At 71.6% G+C, this 19,169-nt stretch carries 17 protein-coding genes and 1 pseudogene; 8 read left to right on the top strand and 10 right to left on the bottom strand.

The window, feature by feature from the left end:
* Window positions 1-29: 29 nt before the first annotated feature.
* Both ACZ5NH_RS38280 and ACZ5NH_RS38285 read left to right on the top strand, forming a co-directional pair.
* Entirely contained in the window at window positions 30-824 is a 795-nt protein-coding gene (locus tag ACZ5NH_RS38280; RefSeq protein ID WP_468782022.1) for a VOC family protein, read from the top strand.
* A gap of 33 nt (window positions 825-857) precedes the next feature.
* Window positions 858-1,553, top strand: a complete 696-nt coding sequence (locus ACZ5NH_RS38285; RefSeq protein ID WP_468782024.1) for a ribonuclease H family protein — start codon at window positions 858-860, stop codon at window positions 1,551-1,553.
* A gap of 15 nt (window positions 1,554-1,568) precedes the next feature.
* Here the strand turns inward: ACZ5NH_RS38285 and melC2 are convergent, their stop codons facing one another.
* Window positions 1,569-2,390 carry a tyrosinase MelC2 gene (gene melC2, locus ACZ5NH_RS38290; RefSeq protein ID WP_468782026.1) on the bottom strand — a complete coding sequence of 274 codons (822 nt, stop codon included), beginning with the start codon at window positions 2,388-2,390 and terminating at the stop codon, window positions 1,569-1,571.
* A 36-nt stretch (window positions 2,391-2,426) separates the two neighbouring features.
* Complete coding sequence (gene melC1, locus ACZ5NH_RS38295; protein WP_388634327.1) at window positions 2,427-2,813, bottom strand: apotyrosinase chaperone MelC1; 387 nt, start codon at window positions 2,811-2,813, stop codon at window positions 2,427-2,429.
* A gap of 339 nt (window positions 2,814-3,152) precedes the next feature.
* Between melC1 and ACZ5NH_RS38300 the strand changes: the two are divergent.
* The 4 genes and pseudogenes from ACZ5NH_RS38300 to ACZ5NH_RS38315 all read left to right on the top strand — a co-directional run.
* Window positions 3,153-3,710: pseudogene (locus ACZ5NH_RS38300) on the top strand (FAD-dependent monooxygenase); the annotation flags it as partial.
* A 115-nt stretch (window positions 3,711-3,825) separates the two neighbouring features.
* Entirely contained in the window at window positions 3,826-4,647 is an 822-nt protein-coding gene (locus tag ACZ5NH_RS38305) for a lipase family protein (protein WP_468782028.1), read from the top strand.
* 295 nt (window positions 4,648-4,942) lie between these two features.
* Window positions 4,943-5,926 carry an aldo/keto reductase gene (locus ACZ5NH_RS38310; RefSeq protein ID WP_468782030.1) on the top strand — a complete coding sequence of 328 codons (984 nt, stop codon included), beginning with the start codon at window positions 4,943-4,945 and terminating at the stop codon, window positions 5,924-5,926.
* A 53-nt stretch (window positions 5,927-5,979) separates the two neighbouring features.
* Window positions 5,980-6,534, top strand: coding sequence for a DUF6328 family protein (locus tag ACZ5NH_RS38315; RefSeq protein ID WP_468782032.1), 555 nt, complete (start codon window positions 5,980-5,982; stop codon window positions 6,532-6,534).
* A gap of 36 nt (window positions 6,535-6,570) precedes the next feature.
* On the opposite strand, the gene ACZ5NH_RS38320 is transcribed toward ACZ5NH_RS38315, so the two are convergent.
* The 7 genes from ACZ5NH_RS38320 to ACZ5NH_RS38350 all read right to left on the bottom strand — a co-directional run bounded on the left by ACZ5NH_RS38320 (window position 6,571) and on the right by ACZ5NH_RS38350 (window position 14,477).
* Window positions 6,571-7,629, bottom strand: coding sequence for a hypothetical protein (locus ACZ5NH_RS38320; protein ID WP_468782034.1), 1,059 nt, complete (start codon window positions 7,627-7,629; stop codon window positions 6,571-6,573).
* Between the two features lie 119 nt (window positions 7,630-7,748).
* The gene (locus ACZ5NH_RS38325) at window positions 7,749-8,720 is read right to left on the bottom strand and encodes an LLM class F420-dependent oxidoreductase (protein WP_468782036.1); all 972 of its coding nucleotides are present in this window, start codon (window positions 8,718-8,720) and stop codon (window positions 7,749-7,751) included.
* 50 nt (window positions 8,721-8,770) lie between these two features.
* On the bottom strand, window positions 8,771-10,327 hold the full coding sequence (locus tag ACZ5NH_RS38330) for a protein kinase domain-containing protein (RefSeq protein ID WP_468782038.1): 1,557 nt from the start codon (window positions 10,325-10,327) through the stop codon (window positions 8,771-8,773).
* A gap of 197 nt (window positions 10,328-10,524) precedes the next feature.
* Entirely contained in the window at window positions 10,525-11,487 is a 963-nt protein-coding gene (locus ACZ5NH_RS38335; RefSeq protein ID WP_468782040.1) for a threonine/serine dehydratase, read from the bottom strand.
* A gap of 99 nt (window positions 11,488-11,586) precedes the next feature.
* Window positions 11,587-12,606: a polyprenyl synthetase family protein gene (locus tag ACZ5NH_RS38340; RefSeq protein WP_468782042.1), complete on the bottom strand. Its 1,020-nt coding sequence runs from the start codon at window positions 12,604-12,606 to the stop codon at window positions 11,587-11,589.
* Window positions 12,603-13,643, bottom strand: coding sequence for a tetratricopeptide repeat protein (locus ACZ5NH_RS38345; protein WP_468782044.1), 1,041 nt, complete (start codon window positions 13,641-13,643; stop codon window positions 12,603-12,605). Before ACZ5NH_RS38345 ends, ACZ5NH_RS38340 begins: the two co-directional genes overlap by 4 nt.
* 156 nt (window positions 13,644-13,799) lie before the next feature.
* Complete coding sequence (locus ACZ5NH_RS38350) at window positions 13,800-14,477, bottom strand: AIM24 family protein (protein ID WP_451557714.1); 678 nt, start codon at window positions 14,475-14,477, stop codon at window positions 13,800-13,802.
* Between the two features lie 206 nt (window positions 14,478-14,683).
* Here ACZ5NH_RS38350 and ACZ5NH_RS38355 point away from each other — a divergent pair, with 206 nt between their 5' ends.
* Complete coding sequence (locus ACZ5NH_RS38355; RefSeq protein ID WP_468782046.1) at window positions 14,684-15,310, top strand: cysteine hydrolase family protein; 627 nt, start codon at window positions 14,684-14,686, stop codon at window positions 15,308-15,310.
* Window positions 15,311-15,606: 296 nt separating this feature from the next.
* Here ACZ5NH_RS38355 and ACZ5NH_RS38360 read toward each other — a convergent pair whose 3' ends face one another.
* On the bottom strand, window positions 15,607-16,782 hold the full coding sequence (locus ACZ5NH_RS38360; RefSeq protein ID WP_468782048.1) for a serine hydrolase domain-containing protein: 1,176 nt from the start codon (window positions 16,780-16,782) through the stop codon (window positions 15,607-15,609).
* Between the two features lie 318 nt (window positions 16,783-17,100).
* Between ACZ5NH_RS38360 and ACZ5NH_RS38365 the strand changes: the two genes are divergently transcribed.
* A complete protein-coding gene (locus tag ACZ5NH_RS38365; RefSeq protein ID WP_468782050.1) occupies window positions 17,101-18,888 on the top strand; it encodes a M4 family metallopeptidase in 1,788 nt (595 codons plus the stop codon).
* Window positions 18,889-19,169 lie beyond the last annotated feature (281 nt).

Consider the following 19,169-nt stretch of genomic DNA (forward strand, 5'->3'; position numbering starts at 1 on the left):
CGGGACCGAAGACCAGGAGGGCCACGAGTATGGCCGTGCAACCCGAGGGAACGCCCTGTTGGGCCGATGCGATGTTCAGCGACGTCGAGGGAGCCAAGCGGTTCTACGGCGACGTCCTCGGCTGGACCTTCGGCGAGTCGTCGTCGGAGTACGGCAACTACACGCAGGCCTACGCGGAGGGCAAGGCGGTCGCGGCCGTGGTCCCGCCCATGCCCGGCCAGGAGGGCCAGTCGCAGTGGTGCCTGTACTTCGCCTCGCCGGACGCCGCCGCCACCGCCGAGAAGATCCGGGAGAACGGCGGCGAGGTGCTGATGGAGCCGATGCAGGTCGGGGACTTCGGCACGATGTGCCTGGCCCGCGAGCCCAGCGGGGCCGTCTTCGGCGTCTGGCAGGCCGGCCGCCACGAGGGCTTCGAGGCGACGGCGACCCCGGGCGCGTACTGCTGGGCCGAGGTCTTCACCCGTGAGCCCGAGAAGGCCGACGCCTTCCTCTCCGCCGTCTTCCCGTACCGGATGACGGACATCGTGGACGACGCGGTGGACTTCCGGATGTTCGACATCGGCGAGGACACCGTCCTCGGCCGGATGCGGATGACCGACGACTTCCCGCCCGAGGTGCCCTCGTACATCAACGTCTACTTCACCGTCGACGACTGCGACGAGGCCGTGGCCCGCGCCACCAAGCTCGGTGGTGTCCTCCGCTTCGGGCCGATGAGCAGCCCCTTCGGCCGGTTCGCGGCGCTCAGCGACCCGCAGGGCGCGAACTTCTCCGTGATCGACATCACGACCACGGAGGGGGAGATGCCCAAGGTCAAGGCGGTCTGACCGGCCCGTCACGGCGTCCCGCGCCGCCGTGGCATGATCGTGCGTATGCGTGAACGTGTGGTGGCCGCGTGCGACGGGGCTTCGAAGGGAAACCCCGGACCGGCCGGATGGGCGTGGGTGGTCTCGGACGGCGACGAGCGGACCCCCGCCCGCTGGGAGGCGGGCCCGCTCGGTCGGGCCACCAACAACGTCGCGGAACTCACCGCCCTGGAGCGGCTGCTCACGGCCGTCGAGCCGGATGTGCCGCTGGAGATCCGCATGGACTCCCAGTACGCGATGAAGGCCGTCACCACCTGGCTGCCCGGCTGGAAGCGCAACGGCTGGAAGACCGCGGCCGGCAAGCCCGTCGCCAACCAGGAGCTGGTCGTCCGCATCGACGCACTTCTCGACGGCCGCACGGTGGAGTTCCGCTACGTCCCGGCCCACCAGGTCGACGGCGACCCGCTGAACGACTTCGCCGACCGCGCCGCCAGCCAGGCCGCCTCCGTCCAGGAAGCGGCCGGCAGCGCGCTCGGCTCCCCGGAGCCGCCGCCCTCGCCCGGCACCCCGAAGGGGGCCGCCCCGCGCGGGAAGGCGCCCCGCCGCACCAGCGGCGCGACCTCCTCCCGCACCATCAAGGCGAAGTTCCCCGGCCGCTGCCTGTGCGGCCGCGCCTACGCGGCCGGCGAGTCCATCGCCAAGAACGCGCAGGGCTGGGGCCACCCGGAGTGCCGCACCGCCGAGGCCTGAGCGCGGCAGGTCCGATCAGCTGTCGAAGGTGTAGTACCGCGTGTGGTCCAGCAGGTCGGTCGGACGCACGTCGTTCCACGGCTTCATCGTCTCGTTCAGGTCGACGACGTCGGGCGTGCCGTCCGTGGGCAGGTAGCCCGCGTCCGGATGCCGCCGCTGCCACTCCGCCCACAGCTTGTCCACGAAGGCGTGGTGCAGCCAGAACACCGGGTCGTTGGGGGAGACCCCGGTGCCCATCTGCCCGCCGACCCAGACATGGACCCGGTTGTGCAGATTGACCCCGCGCCATCCCTCCAGGTTGTTGCGGAAGCCGTCCGAGGCGCTGTTGTACGGCGCCATGTCGTACGTGGGTATCGACAGCACCGACTCCACCTCCGCGCGTGTCGGCAGCTCGCGCACGGCCGTGCCGAGCGAGCGGCGCAGGAACGTACGGCCGTCCACCCGTATGTTCATCGGCCAGTTGCCGGCCGACGCGGCGAACGGCCCGTCCATCACCCGGCCGTCCGTGCTGCGCCCGGTGCCGCCGAGGAAGTCCGGTGCCCACAGCGAGGCACGCACCGTGCGGTCGGTACTCCAGTCCCAGTACGGCAGCGCGACGGAGGAGTCCACCGACTGCAGCGCCTGCTCGAAGTCGAGCAGGAATCTGCGGTGCCAGGGCAGGAACGACGGTGAGCGGTGGCCGGTCCGCTCGCCGGTGTCGGTGTCCGACATGATGAACTCGTTGTGCGTGCGGACGAACTCGTCGTAGCGCCCGTTGCGCTTGAGTTCGAGGACGGCGGACACGAACCGCTTCTTCTCGTCGGCGGTCAGGGCGGCCTGGTTCTTGCGTACGGTCATGGTGCGCGATGCTCCGGAAGGTCCTTGCGGGGGCGGTCAGTTGGCGGGGAAGGGCAGCAGCGGGGCGCCCTGCAGTTCGTCCACCGCGGCCCGGGCGGCGGCGCGCGGGGTGGACACCGGGGCGTAGTGGCTGACGACGCTGATCCAGCTGCCGTCTGCGTTGCGCATCACATGCAGCTGCACGCCGTCGATCAACACCTCGTAGCCGCCGCCGTGTTCGTGATGGTGACCACCGGAGCCCGGCGTCATCGGCCGGCCCTGTATCCGGCGGCCCTTGTAGACCTCGTCGAAGGTCTGCGGCATCGGCATGGGGTGGTCGTGGCCGGCGGCCGAGGCGGTGGGGGCAGCGAGGGTGGTCACGGCGGCCGTCGCGGCGAGCGCCGCGGTCGCGGTGAGCGCGCGGCGCCGGGTGATGTCGGGCATACGGGTCCTCCTGGAGGCTGTTCGGGTGGTGACGACGTATGCCTATCGGGGGCTGTGAGGCGGGCGGAAATCTCCCGGAACCGGTTGGCTGCGATCAGGACAATTGGCCACATGTCGTAAAGCGTTGAACCAAGATGATCTTGCTGTGGGTGGCGGTTGGTGCGGCCCCGAACAGGGAATTCCTTGCCCCGCTCGCCCCGTTTCCGGTGATCCTTCTCGGCTGCCGTCCGTCCGAGTGGCCCGGCTCACCACGTCAAACTGGCGCGATCAGGCGACCCGACCGCCCTGCTACTCTGTGTATCCGGCCGACCGCAACCGGTGACTGTCTGGGGCGTGCACGTGAAGGTCGTCTGTGTCGGAGGCGGGCCCGCCGGCCCGCACCTCGCCATCCCGCACGAGCGCGACCCCGAGGGCTCGGCCTACGGCCGGGGCGTGACGTACCGGCACTGCCTTCTCGACCGGCTGCAGGAGCACGATCCCGCCTCGGCGCGGGTGATCGAGGACGCCTCCCTCCGTAGGAGCGACGGCGTCGCGCACGTACCCGTCCTGACGTCCCGTCACCAAGGTGACGAGGGCTTCGGCACCGGCCGGCACCGGCTGCTCGACCTGCTCGCCGACCGGGCCCGCACGCTCGGCGTCACCGGGCTCGGCATGGACCGGGCGACCGAGGCGGACAGCCTCGTGCTGCTGGAGCGGCTCTTCGCGAGCGTCCTCGACGGCCACCCGCTCATCGGCCGTCCCGGCGGGGGCCGGCCGAACTTCCGCATCCCTCCCCAACCTGGCACCACGGCAACCTGGTACTGCTCGGCGACGCCGCCCACACCACCCACTGCCGTCGGCGCCGGCACCACCCTCGCCCTGGAAGACGCCATGTGCCTCGCCCGCGCCCGGCACGCCGGTCGTCGGACCACCGCGGCCGCGTCCCCGCCCGTTCCCGGCGCCGCCGGGCCACACCGGCTTCCCGCACCCGACTCCGGTTTCTCCCATCTCCCCACACCGAGGAGTTCCGTCCATGGCCGTACCCCTCTCGTTCGATCAGACGTCCACCGGCTACAGCCTGCAACGCGCCTACTGGCTGGCCCGCGCCGCCGACCTGGCCTACAAGGACCGCGCCGTCATCGAGGACCAGGCCGCCCAGTGGGGCTTCGACCATGTGCGCCACCACGAGACCCGTTTCACCCCGCCGTTCCCGCTGCAGGACACGCAGGCGTACACCGTGGCCGGCGACCGGATGATCGTCACCGCGTTCCGCGGCACCGAACCCGACCAGATCAAGGACTGGCTCACCGACGCCACCACCCCGCCGAGGCCGGGACCCGGGGGCAACGGCTACGTCCACCACGGATTCGCCGAGGCCCTGGAATCGGTCTATCCGGCCGTCCACCAGACCCTCGCCGAGCTGCGCACCGACGGCCAGACCGTGTACTTCACCGGGCACAGCCTGGGCGGCGCCCTCGCGATGCTGGCCGGCGCCCGGATGTATCTGGAGGACCCGCACCTGGCCGCCGACGGCGTGTACACCTACGGCCAGCCGCGCACCTGCGACCGGCTGCTCGCCGAGGCGTTCCACAAGGGGTTCGGCGGCCGTATGTACCGCTTCGTCAACAACAACGACATCGTCCCCCAGTTGCCGCCCGAGCCCGTCTTCACTCATGTCCGCGCCCTGCGCTACATCGACTCCCACGGCCGGCTGCGCGAGAGCATGCCCATGCTGTCGGCGCTCACCGACCGCGCGACCGGACTGACCGCCGACGCCTTCGCGCCCGCCTCCGACGGCATCCGCGACCACTTCATGCACAACTATCTGACGGCCCTGGAGAAGAACCTCGACTGAGGGCCCCGACCAGGGCCTGTGCCCACTTGCAGCCTCTCCGCCCCGGCCTGACGGCGTTCGCACTTGTCCTCGAAGTCGTTGACGTACCGGCCGTCGCGAGCCGGGCACCCGTCGGGGCACGGGTCGATGCGCCAGAACGCGTGGACGGGAAGGACGCCGACGCGCGGCTCGTACTGGGAGCCGCGCGAGACGGGACTGCGCGCGGACCTGGACGAGGACCACTGCTTCAACGCACAGCCCCCCCGTCGGAGCGGCTCGTTCCGCGCGTCCCGGTGCCGGATGACACACTGGCGCCATGGACGAACGCGTAATGGGCAGGTCGGGTCAGTGGGCGTCGGTGATCGGTCTCGGCACATGGCAACTGGGTGCCGACTGGGGCGACGTGGACGACAAGGAGGCGCTGTCCGTCCTCGAGGCCGCGGCCGAGGCGGGTGTCACCTTCTTCGACACGGCCGACGTGTACGGCGACGGACGCAGCGAGGAGACCATCGCCTCGTTCCTGCGCGGCCGGCCCGATCTGCACGTCCTGGTGGCGACCAAGATGGGCCGCCGGGTCGAGCAGATCGCCGAGAACTACGTCCTGGACAACTTCCGCGCCTGGAACGACCGCTCCCGCCGCAACCTCGGCGTCGACCGCATCGACCTGGTCCAGCTGCACTGTCCGCCGACGCCCGTCTACTCCTCCGACGCGGTGTTCGACGCCCTGGACACGCTGGTCGAGGAGGAGCGCGTCGCGGCGTACGGGGTGAGCGTGGAGACCTGCGCCGAGGCGCTGACCGCGATCGCCCGGCCGAACGTGGCGAGCGTGCAGATCATCCTGAACCCGTTCCGCATGAAGCCCCTGCAGGAGGTGCTCCCCGCCGCCCGTGAGGCCGGCGTCGGCGTCATCGCGCGGGTGCCCCTCGCCTCCGGCCTGCTGTCCGGCAAATACACGAAGGACACGGTGTTCGCCGCCAACGACCACCGCACCTTCAACCGGCACGGCGAGGCCTTCGACCAGGGCGAGACCTTCTCCGGCGTCGACTACGAGACCGGTGTCGAGGCCGCCGCAGAGTTCGCCGCGCTGGCCCCCGAGGGGTACACCCCGGCCCAGCTGGCGCTGCGCTGGATCACCGAGCAGGACGGCGTGACCACGGTCATCCCGGGCGCCCGCAACCCGGAGCAGGCCCGGGCGAACGCGGCCGCCGCCAAGCTGCCGCCGCTGCCCGAGCAGACGTTCACCGTGATCCGCGAGCTGTACGACCGACGGATCAAGGACCAGGTCGAGCACCGCTGGTAGTCGCCGTGTCACCCGCCGTTTGAACGGACGTCCGGGCGGTTACCCGCAAGCGCATGAAGGAGGAAGAACCGCGCAGGGGGCGGCACGAGACCGAGGAGGAGCGGGCCGACCGGATGTGGGGCGAGCTCATCCAGGAGGTCCGCGTCGCCCAGACGGGCGTGCAGATCCTGTTCGGCTTCCTGCTGACCGTCGTCTTCCAGCCGAAGTACGCGACGCTGCCCCACGCCGACCGGGTCATCTACATCGTGACCGTCGTCCTGGGCGCCTGCGCGACCGGCGCTCTCGTCGGCCCGGTGTCCCTGCACCGGCTGGTGTCGGGCCGCCGGATCAAGCCGCAGACCGTGCGGCTGGCGGCCCGGATGACCTTGGTGGGCCTGGTCCTGCTCCTCGCGACGATGACGTCCGCCCTGCTGCTGATCCTCCGGGTGGCCACGCGGGGCGGCTATGTGCCGTATCTGCTGGCGGCCGTCGTCCTCTGGTACCTGGTCTGCTGGTTCGGCCTGCCGCTGTGGGCCCGGCACCGGCACACGACCGGACCGGCCACCGACCACCTCGGGCCGGGGCCGTCCCCTCCAGCGTCCGGAGCTGACGGCCGTGGACACCGCTGAGCAGCAGCACGGAATCTCCGCGGCGAGCCAACGCGGTTACGGGACAGACGGATTCCCGCCGGCTCCGCGCAGCGCGGCCAGGCAGCTGCCGATGGCCTGCTGGAGTTCCTCCAGGCGCCGGACCATGTCGTCCTCGTAGAAGTCCTGGGCGTCGTCGAAGGTCAGCTCCTCGAACGCCCTCGTCGCCTTCTGCAGGCTGTTGTAGAACTTCGTCCGCCGTTCCTGGACGCGCAGTCCGGGATCGGCCTCGACCGCCTCGGCGACGAGCGACTTCATGGTGTCGTAGGCGTCGGCGGCCCACTCGCCGCCGCCCTCGCCGCCCTCCAGCTCGTCGATCAGCGACAGGTGGCGCTCGGCCTCCTCGCGCAGCTCCGCCGGGGCGTCGACGGTCTGCCCGGCCGGTGTCTTGATCCGCCCGGACTCCGCGATCTGCCGGACGTACCCGATCCGGTCGGCCGCCCGGCTCTCGGTCGCGACGGCCTTCTTCAGGTCGTCGGTCCGTACGACGTCACGCGCCAGTTCCGCCTGCAGCTCGGGGTCCTCGCGCAGCCGGTCCAGCAGTGCGGCGCGGGCCGTGCGGGCGGTGGCGGGGTCGGCGAGGATCGCGGCGCGCAGTGCGGTCGGGTTCTCGGCGACCTCCAGCGCCTTGGTGGGACGGATGCCCTCGGCCTCGGCCGCCTCGGCGATCGCGGTGCCGCGCTCGGAGGTCGCGCTGTTGCGGGAGACGTAGTAGCTCAGCCACACGTCCGCGTCCGGCAACTCGACCCCCTGGCCCGGCCGCAGGGCCTCGAAGTGCGGCACGAGCCCGTCGTCAGCGGCCCGGTCCCAGGCCCTGTAGTAGCGCATGACCCGCTCCGGGGAACAGCCGGCCAGCTGCGCGAACTCCTTCGCGGACACCTTCGGCGTCTCACCGGCGGCCTGTCCGCCCGGCCGCACGCTGCGGGCCACCATCAGCGCGAACGCCCAGCTCCCGGTGCGCGCGTAGCCGCCGAACTCACGGGCGTCGCGCGCCACCAGGTCGGACAGCGGCACCGCGGCCGCAGCGGACGTCTCGGCCGGGGCGGATGCCTCGGACGGGTCGATGACCAGGGTCACGGATGACTCTCCTGCAAGAATGCTCAAGGGACCGCGCCCGGGAGCGGGCGCAGCCAGGAAAGCCTATATGGACGCATTGGCCATGTTGGGCGGACCCGTTACGGCGCGGTCCGCGCGCGTCAGCCGAAGGCCTCCCGCAGCGCGGGCAGCAGCGTCTTCGCCGACCAGTCCAGATACTCCGCCTGCGCGTCGCCGCCGATCTGCACGAGCGCGATCTCCCCGAACCCGGCCTCGGCGTACGGCCGTACGGCCGCCACGAAGGCGTCCGGGTCGTCGCCGCACGGGATGGAGGCGGCGACGTCGTCCTCGTCCACGAACCGCGTCGCGGACTCGAAGGAGTCGGGGTGCGGCAGTTCGGCGTTCACCTTCCAGCCGAGCCCGAACCAGCGGAACTGGGAGTGGGCGCGCTTGACCGCCGTGTCCCGGTCGGGGTCGTAGCACACCGGCAGCTGGCCGACCCGGGGTTTGCCGCTGCCGCCGTGCCGGTCGAAGGCCTCCAGCAGTCCCGGTTTCGGTTCGGTCGCGATGACCAGGTCGGCGAGGTGCCCGGCGAGTGCGCAGGACTGGTCGCCGGAGACGGCGATGCCGATCGGCGGGGGCTGGTCCGGCAGATCCCACAGCCGGGCCGACTCCACGTCGTAGTGCGGCCCGTGGTGGGTGACGTGGCCGCCCTCGAACAGGGCGCGAATGATCCCCACGGCCTCCTCGAGCATCTCGTGGCGCACGTCCACCGGGGGCCAGCCGCCGCCCACCACATGCTCGTTCAGGTTCTCGCCGGCGCCCAGCCCGAGCCGGAACCTGCCCTGGGACAGCAACTGCACGGTGGCCGCCTGCTGCGCCACGATCGCCGGGTGGTAGCGGAGGATGGGGCAGGTCACATAGGTCATCAGCGGAATCCGCGAGGTGGCCTGGGCGGCGGCCCCGAGCACGCTCCACGCGTACGGGGAGTGGCCCTGCGAGGGCAGCCACGGAAAGTAGTGGTCGGAGATCACCGAGAAGTCGAACCCGGTCTCCTCGGCCCGGACGACGTGGTCCACGAGGTCCCGGGGGCCTGCCTGCTCGGTCATCATCGTGTATCCGATTTGCACCATACGTGGCGAGTCCCCGGGGAGGCGGCTCGAAAACGAGCCACGGGTGCCGGTCAGTGCTGCGGCACCCGGAACGTCTGCAGGAACGTCCTCAGCGCCAGCCGGTTCGCGGCGTCGCCCCAGGTCGCGGCGGGGGTCGTGAAGCGCAGCGAGAAGCTGTCGCCGCCGCCCGTCAGAAAGCCCCGCCCGAAGGTGTGCACCCGCGCGTCCCCCGTCCCCGCCAGCCACTCCAGATCGGCGGCCCGGTACCCCTGGTACGTGGTGGCCCGGACGGTGCCGACGCCCTGGTAGCCGGGGAGCCGCTCAAGTCCGGGCTCGACGTCGTCCCGCCAGACGGCCACGGGATCCGGGCCGACGTGTTCGCTGTGCGTGACGGCGAGGGTGGGGGAGGTGCCGCCCCGGCCGAAGATGACGCGGTAGGCGCCGGTGACGCGGGTGGTGGTCAGCCGCTGCCAGCCGTCCGGCAGGGCGACGGAGAAGCCCTCCGGGGCGGTGTAGCGGTGGAAGCCGGACGGCAGGGCGGCCGAGGCGCTCGGCGCCGGGGCCGGTGAGGAGGGCGCGGTGCCCGCGGTGCGCCGGCCGGCCGAGATGGTGGGCTGGGCCGGTGCCTGCGCGTTGCCGACGCCCGGCGACTCGTGGGTCGCGGCCAGGACGGCGGCCGCCACGGTGACCACGGCCAGCGCGGTACCGGCCGCCAGCAGCCCTCTGCCCCGCTCCCGCCCGGCGAGGCGGACACCCGCGTACGCGGCGCGCAGCCGGGGCATGGGGGCCGGCTCCCGGTCGGCGTCGGCGTCCTCGTCCAGGGTCCGGACCAGGGCCTCCCGGACCACCGGCCGGGTCAGCCGCTCCCGCGAGTTCTTCCGCAGCAGCCCCTGCACGGCCTGGGTGAGCGGGCCCGTGCGCAGCGGGGTGCGCAGCGGCAGCCGGTCCACGGCCTTCAGGGTGGCGTCGGGCCGGCCGCGGTCGCGGAACGGCGGCCGGCCCTCCGCCATCGTGTACAGCAGCGCCCCCAGCGCCCACAGGTCGGCGGCCGGTCCGATCCGCTCGTCGCGGGCCTGCTCGGGCGAGGCGTACGACGGTGCCGTGAGCCGTGGCACCAGCGTCGCGCCGGCCAGCCCGAACCCGGTGACGACGACCGGCCCGCTGTCGCGCACGAAGACCTGGCCGGGACTCAACTCGCCGTGGGTGATGCCCTCCTCGTGCGCGGCCTGCAGCACATCGAGCAGTTCCACGCCGATCCGGGCCGCCCGAGCGACATTGAACGCGCCCTCGCGATCGAGGAGTTCGACGAGAGACGTGCCGTCGATCCACTCGGTGACCGTCCACAGGATGCCGGCCTCCACCACGGCGTCCACGACCGTGGCGACCTGGCCGGGGCACAGCAGCCGCATGGTCTCGGAGGTCCGGACGACCCGGGCCGTGACCCGGCGCGCGGTGTCGTCGGCGGAGGGTTCCGGCAGGGTGGTCTGGGCCACCAGCCGGGGCTGCTCCGCCGGCACGTCCTCGGCGTACCACCACAGGCGGTTCGTCTCGCGGGCGAAGACCTCCAGGAGCCGGTACCGTCCGGCGACCAACTGGTGTGCGGAGACGTGCGCCTTGGTCATGGTCATCCCTCGCTGAAACCCTGTTGCGTGTCTCACAGAGGTACGCGGGGCGTGCGGGGGTGTGTTCAAAGAATCCGCGAGTCCGGTGCCGTTCCTGCCTTTCATTCAATTCTTCGAAAGGGCTTGCGAGTTTGGGATGGTCGCACTCGGGGGGCGTTCGACCTGCGGGTAACCGAGGGTAAATACCCGGGTGCGCCCCTGGCTCACAGCAGCCCGAACCGCTCGGCCCAGCCGGTCAGTTCCCGGGGTGTCGAATTTCCGCCGCACACCACGAGTCCGATCCGGGCGCCGTCGCCGACCCGGGCCACGACCTGGCGGACCGCCGGCAGCAGACAGCCCGCCGCCGGCTCGGCCCACACCTTGGCGTGCTCGGCCAGGTCCAGCGAGCCCCGCACCGCGTCCCGGTCCGGCACCACCAGCACCTCCTCCACCAGCGCCGACACATGCTCGTACGTCAGCTGGGACACAGAGGGCGCGCTGAGCGTGGTGACCAGCGACGACAGGGGCACCGGCACCGGTCCGCCGGCCTTCAGCGCGCCCGACATGGCCTCGGCGCCCTCGGTCTCCACACCCCAGACGCGGACCCCGGGGCGCCTGGCGGCGAGTGCCGCGGCGACCCCGGCGATCAGCCCACCGCCGCCGATGCTGACCAGGACGTCCGTTGGGCCGTCCGCCGCGTCCTCGGCCAACTCCAGCCCGACCGTGCCCTGCCCGGCGATCACCATCGGGTCGTCGAACGGGTGGACCAGGGTCAGCCCCTCGTCCCTGAGCCGTGTCACCAGCGCGAAGGCGCTGTCCATGCCGTCGGTCAGCCGCACCTGGGCGCCCGCCTGCCCGGCGAGGGCGACGGAACGCTCGGGCGCGGTACGGGGCATGACCACGGTCGCCTTCACATCGAGGGCCGCGGCCATCACCGCGAGGGCGATCCCATGGTTGCCGCCGCTGACGGCGACCACGCCCGCCGCCCGCTCGGCCGCGCTCAGCGACAGCAGCTTCGCCGTCGCCCCGCGCGCCTTGAACGAGCCGGTGCGCTGCAGCAGTTCGAGCTTGGCGGTGACCGGGACGCCGAGCAGCTCGGTCAGACCCGGACTCGGCACGGTCGGCGTCCGCACGACGTGTCCGGCGATCCGCTCCGCAGCGGCTTCGATCTCCGTGATGCCGATCAAGGTGCTTCACCCTTCCGGCGCGGGGGTGAGGGCCGCGCCGATCGCACCCTGACCCGCCTGGACCGTCGAGGTCAACACGGATTCACCGGCCGGCAGTGATCACAGCTGACGGCCCGCCAGGTGATCGAGGAGCTGGACGAGTTGTCCGGCCGCTTCGGTGGCCAGTGGTGCGGCCGAGAGGAGTGCCCGGGCGGTGGCCGTGTGTGCACGGGCCTGGGTGAGTGCCGCCGTCCGGCCGCCCGCCGCGTCGATCAGTGCGGCGGCCTCCGCCTCCCGCCCCGGTGCGTCGAGGAGCTCGGGCAACCCGCGGGCCGCCGGGGAATCGAGTGCGGCCAGCACCGGGTACGTCTTCTTGCGCTGCCGCAGATCGCCGCCCACGGGCTTGCCGGTGACGGCCGGGTCGCCCCAGATGCCCAGCACGTCGTCGACCAGCTGGAAGGCGATGCCGAGATGCCGTCCGGCCCGGTCCAGCGCGTCGGCCGTGGCCTCGCCCGCCCCGCCGAGCACGGCGCCCAGCGCGGCGGCGCAGCCCAGCAGGGCGCCGGTCTTCCCCTCCGCCATCGACCGGTACTCATCGGCCGTGACCCGCTCCGGCCCGGTCCAGGGCCGGGTGGCGAACAGCAGGTCGTCGGCCTGCCCACGCACCAGGTCGGCGAGGGCCGCCGACAGCAGCCGTACGGTGCCGGCGCCCTGCGGCGCGGTCGCGAGGGTCTCCACCGCCAGCGCGAACAGGGCGTCCCCGGCCAGTACCGCCGGGCCGGTGCCGTACGCCTTCCACACGGCGGGGCGGCGGCGCCGGGTCGCGTCGCCGTCCATGATGTCGTCGTGCAGCAGCGAGAAGGTGTGCACCAGCTCCACCGCGACCGCGGCCGGCACGCCGGCAGCTCCGTCGGCGCCGGCCGCCTCGGCGCCGAGCACCGAAAGCGCCTGCCGTACACCCTTGCCGCCCGGAGCGGCGGCGGGCGCCCCGCCGACCTCGCACCAGCCGAAGGAGTACCCGGCCATCTCGGCCACCCACGGATGCAGCCGCCCGACCGCCTCCCGAAGCGCCGGCTGCACCAACCCCCGGCAACGACCGAGGACTTCTGGAGCCGAAGGCGGAGCCTGTACGGCGGTCACCGGGCACCCTCCGCGTCGAGACCGAACTCCTCCTGGGCCCGGGCCACCATCTCCCGGGCGTGTTTCAGCCCGCTCCGCTCCAACGTCGCTGCCAGATCGGCGAGTTCCGCCGCCGTCAGGGACCGGTCCCGGCCCAGCTGCGCCAGCGACTTGACCAGGCCCAGCCGGGCCAGCGCCTCGCCGCGCGGCTCGCTCATCGCACGGAACTCCGCCAGCGCCAGCTCGTACAGATCCCGCGCCTCGCCGTATCGCCCGGCCCGGTACAGGACGTTGCCACGCATCTTGTGGTTGTAGGCGAGCGCACTGGACAGGTTCATCGCCCGGCAGGAGGCCTCGGCGCGGGACAGCAGCTCCAGTGCCCTTTCGGTGTCCTTGTCGCGCACCGAGAGGATGTCGGCGAGTCCGCGCAGCGCCCAGGCGTGCCCCCGCCGGTCCTCCGCCCGCTCGGCTATCTGCGCGGCCTCCTCGAACAGCGCGTACGCCCGGTCGAGGTCGCCGGTGTTGCGGTGCATCTGTGCGATGCCCTCCAGCGCCCACACCGTGTGCCGGGCCTCCCCGCGCCGGCGCGCCTCGGCCAGCAGCTGCTCGTGCAGCCGGCCGACGGCCGCGTAGTCGCCCTGGATGCGCCCGGTCTCCGCGAGACCGGCCAGCGAGTAGCCGCGGACAACGATATCGCCGCCCCGCTCGCCGAGTTCGGCCGCGAGCCCCAGCAGCCGCCAGGCCAGCGGGAAGGCCCCACGCTGCCGGGCGAGGGTGCCGCCGCTCCACAGCGCCCACGCCATCGCGGCGGTGTCGCCGGCCGCGCGGGCGGCGCGGTAACTCGCCTTCCAGGCCCGGTCCGCCTCCGCCGTGTGGCCGAGCCGACGGTGCGCCTCGGCGACGGCGAGCCCGCAGCGGGCCGCCTCGGCGGGGCACCCGGACCGCTCGGCCTCGCGCAGCTTCTCGGTGCCCTCCGCCAGCACATCGACGAGCGAGGAGTTCACGGACAGGGTGGTCAGGGCGCCCTGGTACTCCGGGGCGAATGCCTTGCCGTACATGCGTACCTTTCTATACACGACGTGTATACATCGCGTGTATAGGGTCTCGGAAAATCACCCCGGCCGAGGGGACCGGGGCATGTCGGTCTGTTGCCGATCAAGACGCGGGTACGGCGACGGGGGTTGCCCGTGCGATGTGGATCACCCTGTGAAGGTTCAGTGCTGCTGGGCCTTCTGCGGGGTCAGCTCGCTCGGGCGCACCACGACGAAGCCCTCACCCTGGAGCATCAGCTGTACGGCTTCACCGGAACCGCCGCGCAGCATCGAGCCGATGGACTGGGAGCGGTGCAGCGAGGTCTCCAGATGCGCGGTCCAGCCGACCGCAGCGTCCGTGTCGACGTACACCGGGGACTGCGCGGAGACCGGGATGACCAGCGGGTTGCCCTCGCACACCAGACCGAGCCGGCCCTGCCCGCTGAACACGCTGTTGAACAGGCCGCCGCCGGCGATGCCCGACCCCTTCACCGTCCTGATGTCGTAGGACAGCGAGGCGTCGAAACACAGCACGTTGCGGCCGTTGACCGTGAACCGGTCGCCGGGCTCGACCTCGACGATGAAACAGTTCTGCGCCTCGTGCGCGAACCAGGCCTCGCCCTGTCCGCGCACCGCCATGAGAGGCAGCCCCTCACCGGTGACGGCACGCTTCAGCATGCCGCCGACGCCCTGGCCCTTGCGCTCGAACTTGAGGCTGCCGCGATAGGCGACCATGGCGCCCTGGCGGGCGTACATCTCACCGTTCACCGCGTACCTGATGCACTTGGCGTTCTCGACGGACATGCCCGGCTCCACGGCCGGCTGCACCACATGCGCACTGGAAAAGAGATCACCCTTCATGCGGGGCATGGTGTCCCGGAGGGTGTCGTTCCGCCAAGATCACGGAAAGTGCGTGCTCCACCACGCGAACGACCGGGCGCGACCGCACGGCCGGGGCCCGATTTGCGGGGTCTGATGGCGCGGCGGAGCATGGGCTGCACGGGCGGAGGCCGGCCCGGCGACATGACCCCGCCTCAGGAATCCCTCCGCAACCGGTGAGGACCATCATGCCCGGAACCTATGACCTCGCCCGCACCGCGATCCTCCTGGTCGACCCCTACAACGACTTCCTCTCCGAGAACGGGAAGGTCTGGCCCGCGGTACGGCACGTGGCTCTTGAGGTCGGGCTCCTCGACCATCTGCGCGCCGTCGTCGCCGCCGGCCGGGAGAGCGACCTGCGGATCTTCTTCGTACCGCACCGGCGCTGGGAGCCGGGCGACTACGACGGCTGGGACCACCCGAACCCCACGCAGCGCAAGATCCAGGAGGCGCACCACTTCGCCAGGGGTTCCTGGGGCGGGGAGTTCCACCCCGACTTCCAGCCGCGACCGGGTGACGTCATCGCCCACGAGCACTGGGGGTCGAGCGGGTTCGCCAACACCGACCTGGACCTGCTGCTCAAGCAGCACGGCATCACCCACGTGGTGGTCGTCGGCCTGCTGGCCAACACCTGCATCGAGGCCACCGCCCGCTTCGCCATGGAGCTGGGCTACCACGTGACACTGGTCCGTGACGCCACCGCGGCCTTCAAGCCCGAGATGATGCACGCCGCCCATGAACTCAACGGGCCGACCTACGCGCACCGCATCACCACGACCGAGGAGCTCCTCCAAGGGCTGAAGAACTCCGGGTAGCCGGCCGGGAGGAGGCACGAGGGACACAACGGTGGTGGTGCCCTGGTCCACACCTGGTCGGCCGTCTCCCGGGCTCGCGGCCGGACTGCCCCGGGTGTGCCGCCTGCAAGGCAGCCCAGTGGTCGTTGACGGCTCGGCGACTTCACCGACGCGCCGAAGACCAGCGCGGCCGACGTGGCGGAGCAGACCATGGAAGCCCTGGTGAACGACCGGATCGAGGTCCTCACCGACGAGCGGACCAGACACGCCAAGCGCGCCCTGTCGCAGCCGCCCGAACGGTGAGCGGACGCCGGTCCCTACCCCTTCGCCGCCTTCCTCCCGCAGAACGCCGAATCCAACGCCCCGGCCAACGCGTCCGAAACTTTCCCGTTGTTGGACGTGTTGGCGACGGCCGTGAGACTCCGCCTGCCGTCCTTCGTGGCGAAGGCGTACGTGGAGTACCCCTGCACCACCCCCGTGTGCCCGTACACGGAGATCCCGCACGGCAGATCACGCCGCCGCAGCCCCAGCCCGTACGCCGTCGTGCCGTTGACCGGAGTGAAGCGTTCCATCTCCGCCAACCGTGCCGAGGACAGCAGCCTGCCCCCGAGCAGCGCGCTGTAGAACGCGTCCAGATCCCGCGCACTGGAGATGATCGCTCCCGCGCTCTGCGCCCATGACACCGTCTGCTCGGTGGAGTCCACCAGCGGGTCGCCGACCTTGTCCGGGGTGAGGTATCCGCGGGCGTACCGGCCCGGGATGCCCGTCGCGGGATGCACGTAGAAGGTGTCCCGCAGCCGCAGCGGCTTGAAGACGCGGTCCTCGTACTCGGTCCGCACCGAGTGCCGGGTGAGCTTCTCGATGAGCATGCCCGCCACCACGAAATTGGTGTTGGAGTAGGAGTACGCGGCGCCCGGTGCGTTGGTGCGGGGCTTCTTCAGGGCGAGGCCGACCAGCTGACGGTAGGTGAAGACCTTGTTCCGCACCGCCTCGAAGCCGGACACGCTGTCGGCGAACAGGCCGTCGGTGTAGTCGTACAGGCCGCTGCGATGACCGAGCAGCTGGCGGACCGTGATGCGGTCGTCCGGCAGCAGCTTGGGCAGATAGCGGTTGACCGGCGCGTCGAGGTCCAGCCGGTGTTCGTCGGCGAGCTGGAGCAGGACGACGGCCGAGAAGGTCTTGGTGACGCTGCCGACACGGAAGCGGTCGGCGGCGCTGATGGCCCGTCGCGTGCTCCGGTCGGCGACTCCGCTCGTCGCCTCGTACGTCCGGCCGTGGTCGTCGATGCGGGCCAGGGCGCCCGGCGCGCCCCGGCCCACCGCGGACCGCACCACCGCGGTGAGGCCGGCGGTGTCGGGTGCCGGCAGGGCCGCCCGAGGGCTCGCGGCCGCCCGGGCGGCCGGCTCTCCCGTCGCGGCCCGCGCCGGGAGCGCGAGGAGCGACAGCGCGACGGCTCCGAGGACCGCGCCTCGCCCCACCGTTGCCGTGACCATCCGTCACCCCCTTTCAGCGATACGAACCGGTACGAGGCGTGATGCGACATCGGTCACATTCCGGCTTCGGAACCTAGGGGATTCAGCGCACGTCTCCACAGCCGACACACAGTTGGTCAGGCAGTGATCACTCTATGGCGCGCATTCGTAAAGGATTGCCATAGAAGGTTGCGAAATCGATCATTCCGCCTTTACGTGGACATGACTGATCCGTAAGGGTTACGCCTTGGGGCCCGACCAGCCCCCGTGACGCGAACGGCGTCATGTCTCAAGGCGGTTGGTGATCCCCGCTGCCTTCGAACGAAGGAACCCTGATCCTTGCGTAGACCGCACATACGCAGCGTTGCCGTCGCCATCGCGGTGACGACCGCTGCCACGGGCCTGGCCGGTACGGCTTTCGCGGGTCCCTCCACGGGGGTGGAGCGGTCCTCGGCGTCCGCCACCACGAACGCCACGGCGGTGGTTGAGGCGGCGCGCACCGCGGCCTTCGCCCACGCCACGGCGACCGGCGTCTCCCAGGGCGACGAACTGCACGCGCAGGACGTGATGATCGACCCCGAGGGCGCCCGGCACGTCCGGTTCGTCCGCACGCACGACGGCATGCCCGTGCTCGGCGGCGACCTCATCGTCCACCTCGACCACAAGCTGGCGTACACCGGCGTGACCCGCGCCGCCGGTCACGCCGTCGAGCCGGCCACCACCGAGGCCAAGCTCACCGCGGACCAGGCCGCCGCCAAGGCCGCCCAGGCCGCCAAGGGCGACGCGGGCACCGCCCAACTGGTCGTCGACGCGCGCGGCGGCTCCTCCGCCCTCGCCTACCAGGTGACCGTCACCGACCAGAACAGCACCAACACCGTCGTCATCGACGCCGTCACCGGCAAGGTGCGCAGCAACACGCCCGACAGCGACGAGTTCCTCTCGCCGAAGCTGCTGGAGAGCCTGCGCAAGCACGGCGAGACCATCGACCCGGCCGCCGGCACCGGCTCCGCCTCCCCGGAGGCCGGCCTGCTCGGTTCCGTCTCCTCGGGCGCCACGACCTACCCGTCGGCCGCCAAGGGCACCGGCAAGACCCTCTTCGTGGGCAGCGTCGGCCTGACCACCACGGCGACCTCGCGCGGCCACTACCAGCTCAAGGACCCGAGCCGGTACGGCACCGAGACGCGGGACGCCAAGGGCTCGTACACGGAGAAGTTCAGCGCCGGCGCGAAGTTCACCAGCACGACCAACGTGTGGGGCAACGGCACGACCAGCAACCGTGCCAGCGCCGCCGCCGACGCCCAGTACGGCATCACCCAGACCCTGGACTTCTACAAGAAGACCTTCGGCCGCAAGGGCATAGCCAACAACAGCAAGGCCGCCCAGGGCATGGTCCACTGGGGCAAGAAGGTCGCCAACGCCTTCTGGGACCCGACCTGCAACTGCATGCTGTACGGCGACGGCGACGGCCAGACCTTCAAGAAGCCGCTCGTCGTCCTCGACGTCACCGGCCACGAGCTGACCCACGGTGTGGTGGACGCGACCGCGAAGCTGGCGCCGACGTACGTCGACTCCGACGGCAACCAGTACGGTGAGCCCGGTGCGCTGAACGAGTCGCTCGCGGATATCTTCGGCTCCAACGTCGAGTTCTTCAGCAACAACAAGAACGACACGCCGGACTACCTGATCGGCGAGAAGCTGGGCCTCGCGCAGAAGTTCCTGCGCCGTCTCGACCACCCGTCGCTCGACAAGCTCGAGGGCACGATCGACTACTGGTCGCCGGACACCTACTACACCGAGGTGCACGCCGGTTCCGGTGTCTCCTCGCACGCCTACTACCTCCTGGCGGAGGGCAGCGGCAGCAAGACGATCAACGGGGTCAAGTACTACTCGCCGACCTACGACAACTCCACGGTCACGGGCATCGGCCGCACCAAGGCCACCGCGATCTTCTACCGTGCGCTCACCCGCTACATGGTCTCCACGACCTCCTTCCACGACGCGCGCGTCGCGACGCTGAAGGCGGCCAAGGACCTGTACGGCGCGAACAGCACCGAGTACAAGACGGTGGACAAGGCGTGGGCCGCGGTCAACGTCACCGCCGCCAACACGCCGGCCGCCCGTCACTGACGCGGCCGCAGCAGCACCGGATGCCCCGCCTCGCGCGGGGCATCCGCATGTCCGGGGTGCGCGCGAACCGCCTCCCGCCGGAGGCGCGCATGCCCCCGATGTCCCCGGCCACCCACCTCCGGCGAGACCACCCACCGTCGCCGACCTGCACCGGCCGGACCGGAAACCCACCGAGGTGCGCATCCGCGGCGGCGGCGGGACCATGACCTGCGTGGGATACGCAGGCCCGTCCCGGACGGTCCGCATGCGACCCGGTCCGTCCGTCGCACTCCGGGACCTCG

The sequence above is a fragment of the Streptomyces sp. NPDC031426 genome (assembly GCF_055581585.1).

Coding starts and splice junctions, on each gene's coding strand:
- ACZ5NH_RS38285 (WP_468782024.1), top strand. CDS start 858: ATGATCGTGCGTATGCGTGAACGTGTGGTGGCCGCGTGCGACGGGGCT.
- ACZ5NH_RS38360 (WP_468782048.1), bottom strand. CDS start 16,782: ATGGTCACGGCAACGGTGGGGCGAGGCGCGGTCCTCGGAGCCGTCGCG.
- ACZ5NH_RS38355 (WP_468782046.1), top strand. CDS start 14,684: ATGCCCGGAACCTATGACCTCGCCCGCACCGCGATCCTCCTGGTCGAC.
- ACZ5NH_RS38330 (WP_468782038.1), bottom strand. CDS start 10,327: ATGACCATGACCAAGGCGCACGTCTCCGCACACCAGTTGGTCGCCGGA.
- melC1 (WP_388634327.1), bottom strand. CDS start 2,813: ATGCCCGACATCACCCGGCGCCGCGCGCTCACCGCGACCGCGGCGCTC.
- melC2 (WP_468782026.1), bottom strand. CDS start 2,390: ATGACCGTACGCAAGAACCAGGCCGCCCTGACCGCCGACGAGAAGAAG.
- ACZ5NH_RS38315 (WP_468782032.1), top strand. CDS start 5,980: ATGAAGGAGGAAGAACCGCGCAGGGGGCGGCACGAGACCGAGGAGGAG.
- ACZ5NH_RS38325 (WP_468782036.1), bottom strand. CDS start 8,720: ATGGTGCAAATCGGATACACGATGATGACCGAGCAGGCAGGCCCCCGG.
- ACZ5NH_RS38280 (WP_468782022.1), top strand. CDS start 30: ATGGCCGTGCAACCCGAGGGAACGCCCTGTTGGGCCGATGCGATGTTC.
- ACZ5NH_RS38350 (WP_451557714.1), bottom strand. CDS start 14,477: ATGAAGGGTGATCTCTTTTCCAGTGCGCATGTGGTGCAGCCGGCCGTG.
- ACZ5NH_RS38305 (WP_468782028.1), top strand. CDS start 3,826: ATGGCCGTACCCCTCTCGTTCGATCAGACGTCCACCGGCTACAGCCTG.
- ACZ5NH_RS38345 (WP_468782044.1), bottom strand. CDS start 13,643: ATGTACGGCAAGGCATTCGCCCCGGAGTACCAGGGCGCCCTGACCACC.
- ACZ5NH_RS38310 (WP_468782030.1), top strand. CDS start 4,943: ATGGACGAACGCGTAATGGGCAGGTCGGGTCAGTGGGCGTCGGTGATC.